The sequence below is a fragment of the Pseudomonas sp. Fl5BN2 genome, assembly GCF_009908205.1.
Taxonomy (GTDB): domain Bacteria; phylum Pseudomonadota; class Gammaproteobacteria; order Pseudomonadales; family Pseudomonadaceae; genus Aquipseudomonas.
On sequence record NZ_JAAARL010000008.1, the window covers coordinates 85,768 to 99,843 of the forward strand.

The following is a 14,076-nucleotide window of genomic DNA, read 5'->3' on the forward strand; positions in this document are numbered from 1 at the left end:
GACTGCAGACACACCGAAACCTTGTGGACCAGACACCCCAAAAACAAGGCTCAAGCCAGCGACAAAGGCTACCGTGGGAAAGCGTTCAACAACCGCGATGGCGCTTGAGGTGCTCGGGCACCTTGGCCGCCGGGACTTTCTGCAGCTTGCACAGAAAATCATGGGACAGCGCCTGCATGCCATGCTTGTGCCTTAGCTCTGTCGCCAGGTGCGCCACCAGGTTGGCGGCCATTTCGGCATCGGCCATGGCCCGGTGAGCCTGGCCGGTGTGAGGCAAGCCGGCATAGGAGGTCAAGGTGCCGAGCTTGTGGTTCGGCGCCGCCGGCATCAGGCGCCGGGCCAGCAGCAGGGAACAGGCAAAATTTTGCAGGCGGGTGCGCTTGATCCGTCCCAGTTCGAAATCCCAGAACTTCTGGTCGAAGGCCGCGTTGTGCGCCAGCAAGGGCGTGGTGCCGACAAACTCGTTGACCTCGTTCATCACCTGTTCTGCAGGTGGGGCGCTGCGCAGCATGGCATTGCTGATACCGGTCAACTGTTCGATGAACCCCGGCACACGCACGCCGGCATTCATCAGGCTCTGGTAACGCTCGACGATGCGCCCCTGTTCAAGGATCACCACGGCGATTTCCGTGGCCCGGCAACTGCTGCTCGGGGAAATCCCGGTGGTTTCAAAGTCGATGACCGCAATGCGTTCCAAACCTGTCCTGCTCCGTATAAATATTGATCAGCTTTTCAGCAGCAAGGCGCCTTCGATCGGCACATAGCGAGTGGCCGCGCGAATCAGTGAATTGGCCGTCAGGCCCGGCACCCCGTAGGCCACCGCGCTGACCCCGTGCTTGTGGATGATGCGCTCCAGCAGCAGGTCGAAATCACCGTCGCCGGAGGCCAGCACCACTTCGTCGACCTGGGCGGCGGCGTCCATGATGTCGATGGTGATGCCCACGTCCCAGTCACCCTTGGCCGAACCATCGCTGCGCTGGATGTAGGGCTTGAGCTTTACCGTGAAGCCCAGGTTGCGCAGGATCTGCTGAAACTGCTGCTGCTTGCTGTCACCGCGATCGATGGCATAGGCATAGGCTTCGACAATCTGCCCCTGTTTGCTGATATCCGCCCACAGGGCTGCGTAGTTGAAGTGACAACCATAAGCCTGGCGGACGGTGTAATAGAGGTTCTGGACATCGGCGAACACAGCGATTTTTTTCACCGCTAATCCTCATGGCGCAGCAGCGCAGGGGCTGGATCGGGCCTCAGGCCCCGAAAAGTCGCCCAGTATGCCAGTCACAAGGATTGTTCCGCGAATAATCGGTCCGGAGCAGGCAACTGCCCCGGACCGACGGTGCGTCAGACGAAGGAGTCGTCGTCGGAGAACAGCGAGCTGTCGTCGTTGTCGTAGTCGGCGTTATTGAAGCTGCCCTGATCGTTGTTGCCCCAGGAGTCGTTGTTGGCCAGGCGCTGATCGTCATTGCCCCAGCCGCTGTTGTCGCTGGCCGGAGCCGGTTCTTCCTTGATGACTTCGACGACTTCCTGGGGTTGCTGGTTGCTGTGGAACAGGCTGCTGATACCCTGCGCCAGCATCACCCCACCGGCGACTCCGGCAGCGGTTTTCAACGCGCCGCCGAGGAAGCCACCGCCTGCTGCGGCTGGCGCCTGCTGAGGCGCATAGTTCTGTTGTGGGGCGCCATAGTTCTGCTGTGGCGCCGCGAAGTTCTGCTGCGGTGGCACACCAAAGGACGGCCGCGCGGGTTCGCGCCAGCCACCGCCGGAGGATGGCGCAGCGCTCGGGGCAGGAGCCGGCTGCGACTCGCGGGAACCACCGAAGATGCTCGACAGGAAATCGCCCCCCGAAGCCGGCGCCGGCGTCGCGGCCTGGGACCTGGCCTGTTGCAGTTCTGCCTGCAGTTGCTGGACTTGCTGACTCAGTTGCTTGTTCTGCTCGTCGAGGCTCTTGAGAGCAGCCTCTTGCACCAGGATCGCCTGGGTCATGAAATACCCGGCGGCGGGCTGGCGGGTCAGGTGCTCCTTGATCCGCGCCTCGGCCTGGGCATCACGCGGGGCTGAATCCGTTTCGGCTTGCTGCAACCGTGAAAACAGTCCATCGATCAGGCTTTGCTCTTCGTTGTTCATGGCGACCTCTTTAGATTGCCGGTAGAAATCTGGTCCGCGGCCCCAAGAAGCTGCGGTACGCACCAGTTATGGGGCTGATGCGACGACTTTCAATGGTCTTTACCCAAGGTTTACGTTTGCTCCAAAGGCGCCGGCATCGGTTAAAGTGTGCAACCGCTTCGTCAACTGCGATCCCATCGATGAATCCGTTAGCTGTTCTCCGCGACTCCCTGTATTTCTTCCAGCGCAACCTCGGCCGGATCGCCCAGCTGTGCCTGCCGCTGGTGATCCTTGAGGCGCTGCTGCAACAAGGGCTGAGCAGTGCCCTGGGCGCGGATGCCTTTCCCGGCTACAACGTGGTGGTGGGCCTGCTGGTGTATCCGCTGTACACCGGCGCCCTGATCCTGTTTCTCGATGCCCGCACCCGGGGTGAATCGCCACGTACCCGCGACCTGCTGGCCATGGCCCTGACCTTGTGGCCGCGTTTTGCACTGCTGACGGCGGTCAGCACCCTGCTGATCCTGCTGGGACTGTCGCTGTATTTCCTGCCGGGGCTGTTTCTGATGGTGGTGCTGGCCTTCTCCGAGTACCTGCTGGTACTCAAGGGCATGGCGCCCCTGGCCGCCATCGGTGAGAGCCTGCGCCTCAGCCGTGGGCATTTCCTGCGGATCCTGGTGTGCATCCTCTGTGTGATGACGCCGTTGTGGCTGCTCAAAGGCGTCAGCGAAGCGGCCTATCCCGAGCCACTCAACCCGCTCCTGTCCCTGGCCATGGACAGCACCTACAGCTTCCTGCAGCTGTTCACCAGCGTGGTGCTGTTCCGCCTGTTCATGCTTATCAGCGAGCAGCCGGACAAGCGCTGACTCAGCCTGCGGCCGCTCTGCCCCTTGGGTGACGGCCGCGCTCTCGGTTATGCTCCGGTGCAATCCTGCAACGCCATAAGCCGAGCCGATGATCCGTCTACTTCGCGTTACCCTGCTGAGCCTGCTGCTGATCGGTGCACTGCTGAGCGGCCTGATCTACAGCCTGACCTGGCGCCCGGAAGCCAAGGAAAGCCTGACCGTCAGTTGCAGCGCCAAGGCCGCGCCCCTGGTACCCGGGCAGGCGCTGAAAGTGCTGACCTGGAACCTGCAATACCTGGCGGGCAAGCGCTACGTGTTCTGGAACGACCAGCTCCAGGGTGAGGATGAACGTCCGACCCTCGAAGACATGGCCTTCAGCCTCGACGAAGTGGCCCGGGTGATCCGTGACGAACAGCCGGACCTGGTCCTGCTGCAGGAAGTCGACAACGGCGCCAAGGCCAGCGCCTACCAGGATCAGTTCAAGCTCCTGCAGGAACGTCTCGCCGATCTCTACCCCTGCAGCACCCAGGCTTATGACTGGAAAGCCGATTTCGTGCCCTCCCCGCACATTTTTGGCAGCGTCGGCCGGCAACTGGCGACCCTCAGCCGCTACCGCATCGAACACGCCGAGCGCCTGCAACTGCCTGTGACTCCGGGCCACCTCATCAGCCGTCAGTTCCAGCCCAAGGACGCCTTGTTGCTGAGTTACTTGCCGTTGAGCGATGGCGGCCAACTGGTGGTGGTGAACACCCACCTGGAGCGCGCGCGCAAGGTCGAAGACACCCAACAGAAACAAGTTGCGGCCATCATCAAGGTGCTGGACAAACTGGAAAGCCGCGGCACGCCCTGGGTGATTGGCGGCGATTTCAACCTGCTGCCCCTGGGCCAGTATCAGCGTCTGAGCGAAGTACATCGCGCGCCCTACAGCGCCGACAGCCCGCTGCACCTGCTGTGGGACAAGTACCCGATGATCCCCAGCAACACCCAGGCCAGTGGCGTCGACCGCGCCCGCTGGCTGACCCACTACCCCAACGACCCAAGCCTCGACGGCCCGGACCGCACGGTGGACTACCTGTTCTACAGCCCACTCGTGAAGCGGGTTGAATCCCGGGTGCGCCAGGACGACACCTTGCGCATCTCCGACCACTTGCCGGTGCTCGCGCGCTTCCTGCTACCGGCCCTGTAGCGGCTGCCGAGCCCGCGAGGAAACAGCCAGCCAGCACAGGCCTACTTGCGCGGCTTGGCCCGAACCGTCGCCTCGGCGCTCAACGGACCATCCGGCCAATAGTGCTTTTATCACCTAGCCCGAATCGCATTGACACCTCCATACAGCTCGGAATAGCTGATGCCAACGCCAACGCCGGCCTTCGCTGAGAATCCCGACCTTGGTCGGGCTCGATCAAAGTGCCGCTAGCGCAGCAGAACGAGCTTCTTCCTTAGCCAGAGCCCGGGACAGACACAGGCTCAAGCGGAAGCAGATATCGGCTTCACCGCCATAACCGATCAACGCGATCTCGCCTGCATGCAGCTCAGCTATCCGCTGAACCATATAAAGCCCCAGGCCTGCACCGACGCTTGTCTGAGCCTGAGCCCCACGATAGTACTTGTTAAATAGCCGAACACGTTCGTCTTCAGGAATCAGCGGCCCAGGATGACTCACTGTCAGACAGATACGCCCCTCCTCCTCCCACACAACCAGCCGAAGAGAGGATTGCGCTGGCGCATGGCGGTTGGCATTGGCCAGCAGATTGCGTACTGCCACATGTAACAGACCGGCATCACACCAGTAGTTGCCTGCAGCCAAGCGATAGTCGAAGGCAATGCGCCCAGGCGACCAATCAGTCAGCAGCCCTTTCAGCAGTGCGGCCAAGTCGCAGGCGACGAATCGGGTAGTCGGTTGTGCATCAGCCATGTGGTCGTGAGTCAGATAGTCGTCCACCAGCACCAACAGGCGGGTGCCGGCTTCGCGAATGTTCTGGCAGCGACGCAAATTTTTCTCCGCCGGTGCATCGAGGTGTCGGGCCAATTGCTGCGCCAGGGTATTGATGATCGCCAAGGGGGTACGGAACTCATGAGAGACCATGGCCACGAAGTCGCTCTGCTGTTCGCGTATATCCTGCTCCCGCAGCAGAGCGACACGCAGTTCCTGTTCAAGCAGCTCGCGACACCGTAGCTCCTCGTTCAGCTCGCAAGTGCGGGCCAACACCTGAGCTTCCAGATACGCATTCTGCTGCTGTATCAGCTCGGTGGCCTGCCGCTGGGCGTGCACTTTGTCTCGTTTAAGCTGGTTGTAGTGGCTGATGATGCGACAACTCATGATCCCCATGTGCAGCAGGGTGCCCAGGGCTACTGCGTTGTCGGTCCAGAAGGTCGCCGGCAGAACGCCGAAATTGCGCAAAAATGCGATGCTTACCCCGGCGTAGTAGATGCCGAAGGCCAATAGATAGAAGCGCGCCGGCCGATGACCACGCAGTAGCAGCCAGATCGCCAGGCAAAGAAATATCGGAATCATCACCAAGGAGAAAGCCAGCACAACAGGCACGGCATCGCGGTAATAACCGAACAGTACAAAAATGGCCGCAACGACACCTACCAGCCAAGTCAGGCATATGAGTAGCGCTGCAAACCGTTGGTAAACCTGTGCCAGTGCCAACTGACGGCTGGCGAACACCACGCCGATCGGCAACCCAAGTGCCAGTGCCGCGCCTAACAAGGGGTCGCTCAGCCCAACGGGAATACTCAAAAGCTGTTGTGGCAAGCCGACAGTCAGTGCCTCGATCCACACGCAGCAGCCGACATACAGCAGGTACCAGCCGCTTTCCGGTGCCTGGGTCAGTCGCCAGAATACCGAATGGAAGCCGATCAGCATCAAGTAGACGCCAAAGTACAAGCCATAACCGAGAAATTCGCGGCGAGTGGATTCGGAAAATTGCTGCCTTGTTGAAAATTCGAGACCAACGGACAGCGCGTTCTTGGTGTGCAGACGCAGCAACAGCACCTCGCTCTTCCCCCCCTGCAACGTCAGAGGCAAGACCGGCGATCGGTAGTCCACTGGCCATTGCTCGCGTGGCAAGTCCTCACCGGAGCGCTGCTCTTGCCAGTTGCCCTGGGCATCACGCTGGTACAAGCGCACGTCGTCGAGCACCGCATTGCTCAGACGCAGCGCCCAGTTCTGCTTGCCCTCTCCTGGCGCCCGCACTTGCACACGCAGCCAGATATGCACGGAGGTGAATCCGGCATTGAGGCTAGACGGCAGGGACTGCCAGTCGCCGGCCTGCAATGCCTGCGTGGGCGTGAGCATGCCGCCGGGATCGTCCAGTCTCTGCAAGTATCCGGTAGCCGGAGTCGTCCCCGCCTCCGGCATCAGTTGCAGAGTGGCGGCTTGTAGCCAGCTGGCAAAGCCGAAAAGTGTTAGAAAAAAGAATAAAAGGCGGGTAGTTTTCATGGCGCGGAACGATATCATGGCAATTTGATCCCCCCCCATCTCTCTCGTTACCCGAGCCTCGCCCACTCCCCCTTTCAATGACCGACCTAATCCTCCTAGAAGACGACCCCATACTGCGCGAGGAACTGTGCGAGTTCCTCAACGAAAGCGGCTTTGCCACCGAATCGGCAGCTGACTTGAAAGAGTTCCACCACCTGTTCAACCCTCAGCGCCACCGCCTGGCTCTGCTCGACCTGGGACTGCCCGACGGTGACGCTCTGCAATTAGTCAGCAACCTGCACCAGTCCGGCCACCACTTAGGCATAGTGGTGCTAACCGCCCGCAGTGGCAGCACTGCACGTATTTTGGGCCTGGACCTTGGCGCCGACCACTACGTGACCAAGGGTGGCGACCTGGATGAACTGGTCGCGGTCCTGACCTCGCTGGAGCGTCGCCTGGGTTACCAACACAAAGACCAGCCCTGGTTACTGGAAACCGGCCCGCGACGCTTGGTGCCCCCGGGCGCTCCACCCGTAGCTCTGTCGCAACAGGACCTGCTGGTACTGCGCTGCCTAATGACAGAGGCGGGGCAGGAAGTCAGCCGACAGCGAATAGTCGAAGCCTTGGGTGAAGAATACCTGCACTACGACCAGCGACGCCTGGACACGCAAATGCACCGCCTGCGTCGTAATGTCGAGCAGGCCAGCGGCCAGACTCTTCCAGTCAAGACCTTGCGCAACGCTGGTTACTGCTTCTACGCGCGCCAGCAGATCCAATGAACCATTACCAACGAAAAGGGGGGAGAAGTACACCGATGCCCCTGCACGAATAACAGGACGACAAGCATGCTCGGCCTGCAACAAAGATGGTCGAGTAGCGCAATGACGCTGCCTGGTTGAATCCCAACGCGCTATCACGAGCGCTACTGCAGAGCGCCCCCTCGCTCGAGCAGTGCTCAGATTTGCTCAGTTTTAAACCCTGCCCTATCGATTAGATTCCCGCGGTCATTTCTCACACGGCTGCGAAGCCACATCGAGGAGCAGTATGAACCGTGCATTTCGCATTATCTGGAGTCACACCCGCCAAGCGTTTGTGGTCGCGGATAAGCTCGCCAGCGCACACGGTAACCACAGTAGCGCACGCCTGCTTCTGATCGCAGCAGGCACCAGCTGTTTGGCCTTGGCGAACTCAGGCATGGTGCTGGCTCAAGAGCGTTGCACAACCATGGAAGTGGAGATTTCCGACAATGGCTCCGGGAACGACAGCTGCAAACTCCACTCATCCGGACAAGGTAGTGTTGAGGTCAATGCCACACTGATGAAAATCGGTGGTGATGCCATCACCGCTCCCAACGGCTTCAACGTCATCACCAATAACGGCACGGTATTGGGTAACGGAATCGGTTCCGGCATCAACCTGACGGGTAATAGCACTGGCTACAAAATCGTAAACCAGCAGGACTCGACAATCCAAGGTGGAAAAAACGGCATAGCCCTCTCCAATGGCTACCGTCTGAGGTCGTTGATTAACGCAGGCCAAATCGTCAGCTACAACATCAAGGGGGCAGGCGTATCGATCGATAATGCGTCCATAGGCTCCCTCCACAATCAGGCGACAGGCAGCATTTCCAACGCCGATTCTGGCAACGCCATATACCTGATTAATAACGCCTTGATCCTCGACAGCTTGGTCAACGACGGAGAAATCAGCAGCAATGGCGGCCACGCGGCGATCTATGGCAGTTCGAGTGGCATCGGTCATGACCTGCTCAACAATGGGCGCATTACCAACCTTGGCGATGGCAACCAATCCGCGATCGAGCTTAACGGCTTCACTATTGGCGGCAATCTGGTCAATGCCAAGAATGCCGTGATCGATGGCGGAGAAGGCGCGATCCGGCTTACAGGCAGCACCATTACCGGCACTCTGGACAACCAGGGATTGCTCAATAGCCGTGGTGCGACTGCGAGTGTTTCCCTTGATAAAAGCCATGTCGACAGCATCCGCAACACAGGAACCATTCAAGGTCTAGTGACGGGTCTGCGCCTTGAAAGCAGCACCACAAACAGCATCACCAACGAGTCAGGCGCCACCATTAACGGCGGCTATTCCGGCTTGCTGATCAACAGCGGCTCCAGCGTTGGCTCGCTCACCAACAGCGGTCGCATTGAAGGCAGTGTCTACGCGGTCTACGTCGGGTCCGAAAAGGCTACCACCCTGAGCAATATTGACATTGGGGGTATCGACACCGCCGCCTTCCTGGGCGATGTGCAGGCCAAGGGGACCGATGTCACGATCAAGTCCGGCGCGGTGTTCAGTAACCACAATGCCTTCGAGGTGCAGAGATTCACGGTGGAAAAGGGAGCCACCTTCAACCTGGGTGCCAGCACATCCACGAGCGGAATGGCTGAGGGTATTTACGTCAGCAATGGCTTGCAAAACAATGGCACTCTCGCCCTCGCCAGCGGCGTGACCGGTACCGTACATGGCGCCTATACCCAGACCTCCGACGGCACCCTGAAAATTGGTGTAGCCAACGAAAAAACCTATGGCAGGCTGGTGGTGGATGGCATCGCGACCCTGCCCAGCAACGCCAGAATTGCGGTCGATGTTAGCAACCCTGGCTACAGCTTCAGTGCCAAGACCCTGCAGGACGTCCTCAGCGCCGGAACACTGGTCAGCGATGGCACCTTCTCCGTCACCGATAACTCCCTGTTGTTCAACTTCGGCGCTGTCAAAGACGCCAACACGGTCGACTTGACCCTGGTCGCCGCAGGAGGCACAAGTGACCCGAGCGGAGCAAACCGCACCGGGCTTGTGGAGGAAATCGTCCGTAACCGGGGTAACAGCCCTGCAGTCGGTGCCGCCCGGGTGCTTGACCACGCCTTCACCAGCAATCCCACTGGCGAACTGGCCAAGCACTTCGTCGGCTTGACCAACGCACGGGACGTCTCCGACGCCGTCACTCAAACCCTGCCCACCGTCGCCGGAAACGCCAACAATGCCACCCGGGGTACCTTGGCCAGCATCAACCGCGTGGTCCAGGCACGTCAGGAAAGTAACAGCGGCCTCTCCTCCGGCGACGCAGTACAGGCCGAGAACAATCTGTGGATCAAGCCTTTCGGTTCCTGGGCCGAACAGGACGAGCGCAGTGGTATCTCCGGTTACAGCGCCAGCACTCAGGGAATGGCCATCGGCGCCGATGCCGCCGTATCCGAGTTCGCGCGCCTAGGCTTGGCCTTCGCCTATGCTCGGACCGACCTGGACAACCACTCGCACGTCGCCCCCCAAGACGCGAAGATCGATACTTACCAGTTGATCGGTTACGCCAGCTACGCCCTGACGCCCGAAACCGAGTTGAACTTCCAGCTCGATGGCGGCCAGAACCGCTCCGAGGGCAAGCGCCACATGCCGTTCGCGGACGCCACCGCCACAGCAGACTACAACGGCTACAACGTCCACGCCGGACTTGGCATTGGTCGTACCCTTCGCCTCTCAGAACAACTGACCTTCGTACCTTCGGCACGCGCCGACTACACCTGGATCGGCACCGAGGCATACCGTGAAAAGGGTGCCGGCGCGCTGAACCTGAACGTCGACAGCAACGACAGCGAAGAACTGCTGCTTGGCGTCGACGGCAAGTTCAACTATTTACTCAGCGATGCCACCGTACTCAACGCCAACCTGGGCGCCGGTTACGATGTGATCGACGCAGGTAGTTCCATCACCTCGGCCTACGCCGGGGCTCCAGGTGCGGCCTTCCACACCAAGGGCATGGACATCGAACCTTGGCTGGCCCGCGCCGGCCTGGGCCTGACTCACACCCTGGACAACGGCACCGAAGTCAGCCTGCGCTATGATGCCGAGGCGCGTAGCGGCTTCACCAACCAGGGCGCTTCGATCAAGGCCCGATGGGCCCTCTGATTCGCTCAAGCGCAAAGAAAGAGGCCACACCCCATGGAGTGGCCTTTTTCTTTGGCAACACGCACCGGATGCGCTCGAAGTTCATCGGGTAGGAGAGCGAACGTTGATGGGGACGGTGCAATCCGCCCCCAGTCAAAGCACTCGAGCAGCGCTGGACTATCCCTTCACACTCGATTTCAACTGCAGTGCGGGCAGCATCCCTTGAGGCAGCGGCGGCAAGTTCGAGGAGTTCCTATGCACCTGCGACTCAAATACCTATTACCGCTGTCCATCACAACGTGCCTCGCGGCCTGCGCCGTGTTTCCATCGCCGAATGAGCGTCGAGAGCAGGTCGACGCCTTGGCACGAGCGCATCACTGGCAGGGTCTGAAATTGAACGCCGGAGCTTTCCAGCTGCAATCCTATGGACCACCGACCTACACGGTAAACCCTGTACTCACGCTCTACCTTGAGGGCGACGGTTTTGCGTGGATCAACTCCCGACAGCCTTCCCCTGACCCGACCCCGTTAGATCCTTTAGCGCTCAAGCTGGCAATGACACAGCCAACAGGCAATGCCGCCTACCTGGGTCGTCCCTGCCAATATCTGGGGGCCACGCGACCGCCCTGCCAGAAGCGTTACTGGACTGGAGCGCGGTTTGCTGAAGACGTGGTGCTGAGCCTGGACCAGGCCGCTGAACAGTTGAAGGCGCGAGCGGGCGCACAGCGCCTGATCCTGGTCGGCTATTCCGGCGGTGGAACTCTGGCCCTGCTGCTGGCGGCGCGGCGGAGTGACGTGGCGCTAGTCGTTACGGTAGCCGGCAATCTCGACCACGCTTCCTGGACGCGCCGCCACATGGTCACGCCGCTGAAGGACTCACTCAACCCGGCCAATCTCCGCCCATCCCTGGCCAATCTAAGGCAGGTGCACCTGGTAGGCGACGCTGACTCGGTAATGCCTGCGGATTTGGCCAAAGGGTTCATCGCGAGCTATCCAGCGGGGAGCCGCGCTATCGTCAGGGTGATACCTGGCTATGACCACCACTGCTGCTGGGCACAGAACTGGGCGGAACTTTGGCAGAAAAATGTCGCAGACTAACCACCGCGCAACGTCTGTAGTTCGCAATTCGACTTCGGCGTTGCGCGCGTCAAGTCGATCAGGCTCTGAATAGCGATTAAAGGTTCAGGTCAGGTGCCCCTGGGTTTCACTCGAGCAGTCGCCTGCGCCACCAAGGGATCATCAGGCCAGTAATGCTTGGGGTATCTCCCTTTAAGGTCTTTCTTCACGTCGCTATAGGTCGTACGCCAAAAATTGGCTAAATCCTGGGTAACCTGTACCGGCCGACGAGCCGGTGACAGCAAGTGAAGCTTGAGCACTTGCTTGCCACTGGCAATACGCGGGGTATCGGACAGACCGAACAACTCCTGCAACCTGACGGCCAACACGGGCGGCTGTTCACTGTAATCGATTCGGATGTTCGAGCCGGAAGGCACGACGATGGTCTGCGGCGCTTGCAAATCCAGTTGCTGTGGAAGCGGCCAAGGCAGGAGGTTGCGCAGAATCGCAGGCAAATCAAGTTGTCCGAAATGGCTCAGGCGGGTGACATTCGCCACGTAAGGAGCAAGCCAGTCCTCTAGTGTCGCCCTAAGCATCTGATCACTGAGGTCAGGCCATTCACTCTCTGCGGCGCGATCAAGATCCAGCCTTCGCAGAAGCTCCACGCGCGCCTGCCACTGGCGCAACTCCGGGGTCCAGGGCAAGAGCTCCAGCCCTTTACGCCGCACGTAACTCACCAACGCACGGGCACGGCTTTCGTCATCGAGGTCAGACAGGGGTGATGTCGATAGTACAAGCTCTCCTACCTTGAGCTGTCGCTCAGCTCGAAGCACTCCCTCGCGCTCATCCCAATCAAGCTCATCCACCTGACTCACCTGCTCACGCAGAACAGTGTTGAACAAGCCTGGATCAAGCTCGGCCGCCAGATAGATACGCTCTTCACGCTGTCCCTGACGACTTCCCAGATCAGCGATCACCAGCCAGTCATGCTTCATGAGCACGTCCGGCTCAGTGAACAGCGCAGCCCGGCCATTGGCGAGTCGGTAACCCGAACCACCCGCCTGGCGGCGCTGTGCAACACGGTCGGGATAGGCCAATGCAAGCAAGCACCCCACCCACTTGGGATGATCGCCATCCAGTACGGCATCCGTGGCCGTTCCACGCAGGAAGGAACGATACTGCCTGGCGAGCTGGCGTGACCGCTGTGCGGCACCTTGCTCACCGCGCTGTGCACGCTGCTCACCTGACAAGATCGCCAATCGGCTGTGCAGGTCAGCTCCTGCTCCGCGCTGAATGTCTCGCTCTCCCAGCAATGCAGCAATGTCGCTGGCAAGATTTGCCAAGCCCAGCGCATGACCGCGCAGGAGTAGATGAGCAATCCGAGGATGGGCGGGCAATCCTGCCATGGCCTGTCCGTGCGGGGTCAGTTGATCGTTTGGTTGCAGAGCACCGAGTCGACGCAACAGATCACACGCTTGAGAAAAAGCAGCAGGTGGTGGTACGTCGAGCCACTTCAGTTGACTCGGCTGGACGCCCCAACGCGCGAGCTGAAGCGCCAAACCCGCAAGGTCGGCCTGCTGAATCTCCGGACTGTTGAAGCCAGCCAGTTGTTCATGCTGAGCTTCAGACCACAATCGATAGCAGACACCAGGCTCCAGGCGCCCTGCTCGACCTGCACGCTGAGTGGCACTGGCTTTGGAGATGCGCTGAGTGTCGAGCCTAGTCATACCGCTACGAGGGTCAAAGCGAGGTACTCGCTCAAGGCCTGCATCGATCACCACACACACGCCGTTTATGGTGATACTGGTTTCCGCGATGTTGGTGGCCAGCACCACCTTGCGCTTTCCAGGAGCAGCAGGATCGATCGCCGCACGTTGTGCACTCAGGTCGAGTTCGCCGTGCAATGGACAAAGCAGGATGTCCTGGCGCTGTTGCAAATGTTCTTGTAGCCCCTGATGAACGCGACGGATCTCCGCTTGGCCGGGCAGGAAGACCAGGAGACTTCCGCGTTGATCATCCAAAGCTTCTAGACAGGTCGCGACAACGCGAGGCTCGATGAAATCACCCTGTTGATACGGCTTGCCCCAGATCGTTGTCACTGGATACATCCGCCCTGCACTTGTCACGATGGGTGCATCGTCCAGCAATCGAGAAAGCCGCTCGCCTTCCAAGGTAGCGGACATCAACAGGACCTTCATGGGCAAATCATCACGAAACAGCTCTCGACCATTGAGAGCAAGCGCCAAGGCCAGATCAGCGTCCATGTTCCGCAGGTGAAACTCATCGAAAATAACCAGTCCAACGCCATCCAGCGAAGGATCATCCTGTAGCCGCCTGGCCAGAATACCTTCAGTGACCACCTCAATCCGCGTGCTTGGTCCAACCTTGCTTTCGAGCCGAATACGGTAGCCCACCGTCTCACCAACACGCTCGCCAAGTTCCGCCGCCATGCGTTCAGCTGCCGCGCGTGCAGCCAAGCGTCTAGGCTCAAGCATGAGAATGGTCTGCCCGGCCAGCCAGTCCTGATCCAGAAGCGCCAGAGGCACGCGGGTGGTCTTGCCGGCACCGGGCGGGGCTTCGAGCACCACTTCGTGGCGTGCCGCCAGGGCGGCACGCAGTGCAGGCAAAACTTCATCAATTGGCAAAGAATTCATGCTGGCTCCAAAACAGAGGCGCGAGTATAACGGCGAACTGCCTGGGGTTAATCATGGTCTGAGTGCTGACCGACAAGACTCAACACCCCGCTCC

Annotated in this window: 10 protein-coding genes; 5 read left to right on the forward strand and 5 right to left on the reverse strand. The window is 60.1% G+C overall.

What is annotated here, in order from left to right; translation table 11 throughout:
• Positions 1-85 precede the first annotated feature (85 nt).
• The 3 genes from GV819_RS13035 to GV819_RS13045 form a co-directional block, all read right to left on the reverse strand.
• Positions 86-697: a 3'-5' exonuclease gene (locus tag GV819_RS13035; RefSeq protein WP_161756498.1), complete on the reverse strand. Its 612-nt coding sequence runs from the start codon at positions 695-697 to the stop codon at positions 86-88.
• A gap of 27 nt (positions 698-724) precedes the next feature.
• On the reverse strand, positions 725-1,204 hold the full coding sequence (locus GV819_RS13040) for an NYN domain-containing protein (RefSeq protein ID WP_060841231.1): 480 nt from the start codon (positions 1,202-1,204) through the stop codon (positions 725-727).
• Between the two features lie 137 nt (positions 1,205-1,341).
• Positions 1,342-2,124 (reverse strand): DUF2076 domain-containing protein, encoded by a 783-nt coding sequence (locus GV819_RS13045; protein ID WP_161756499.1) that lies wholly within the window; start codon positions 2,122-2,124, stop codon positions 1,342-1,344.
• 179 nt (positions 2,125-2,303) lie between these two features.
• Between GV819_RS13045 and GV819_RS13050 the strand changes: the two genes are divergently transcribed.
• Together GV819_RS13050 and GV819_RS13055 are read left to right on the forward strand one after the other, a co-directional pair.
• Complete coding sequence (locus tag GV819_RS13050) at positions 2,304-2,966, forward strand: YciC family protein (protein ID WP_161756500.1); 663 nt, start codon at positions 2,304-2,306, stop codon at positions 2,964-2,966.
• Between the two features lie 88 nt (positions 2,967-3,054).
• Positions 3,055-4,131 carry an endonuclease/exonuclease/phosphatase family protein gene (locus GV819_RS13055; protein WP_161756501.1) on the forward strand — a complete coding sequence of 359 codons (1,077 nt, stop codon included), beginning with the start codon at positions 3,055-3,057 and terminating at the stop codon, positions 4,129-4,131.
• A 213-nt stretch (positions 4,132-4,344) separates the two neighbouring features.
• On the opposite strand, the gene GV819_RS13060 is transcribed toward GV819_RS13055, so the two are convergent.
• Complete coding sequence (locus GV819_RS13060; protein ID WP_161756502.1) at positions 4,345-6,390, reverse strand: sensor histidine kinase; 2,046 nt, start codon at positions 6,388-6,390, stop codon at positions 4,345-4,347.
• Between the two features lie 77 nt (positions 6,391-6,467).
• Here GV819_RS13060 and GV819_RS13065 point away from each other — a divergent pair, with 77 nt between their 5' ends.
• From GV819_RS13065 to GV819_RS13075, 3 genes are all read left to right on the forward strand, one after another.
• The gene (locus tag GV819_RS13065) at positions 6,468-7,148 is read left to right on the forward strand and encodes a response regulator transcription factor (RefSeq protein WP_161756503.1); all 681 of its coding nucleotides are present in this window, start codon (positions 6,468-6,470) and stop codon (positions 7,146-7,148) included.
• A 265-nt stretch (positions 7,149-7,413) separates the two neighbouring features.
• Positions 7,414-10,293: an autotransporter domain-containing protein gene (locus tag GV819_RS13070; protein ID WP_161756638.1), complete on the forward strand. Its 2,880-nt coding sequence runs from the start codon at positions 7,414-7,416 to the stop codon at positions 10,291-10,293.
• Between the two features lie 234 nt (positions 10,294-10,527).
• Complete coding sequence (locus tag GV819_RS13075) at positions 10,528-11,370, forward strand: alpha/beta hydrolase (protein WP_256667482.1); 843 nt, start codon at positions 10,528-10,530, stop codon at positions 11,368-11,370.
• Positions 11,371-11,459: 89 nt separating this feature from the next.
• Here the strand turns inward: GV819_RS13075 and hrpB are convergent, their stop codons facing one another.
• On the reverse strand, positions 11,460-13,982 hold the full coding sequence (gene hrpB, locus GV819_RS13080) for an ATP-dependent helicase HrpB (protein ID WP_161756504.1): 2,523 nt from the start codon (positions 13,980-13,982) through the stop codon (positions 11,460-11,462).
• Positions 13,983-14,076: the final 94 nt, after the last annotated feature.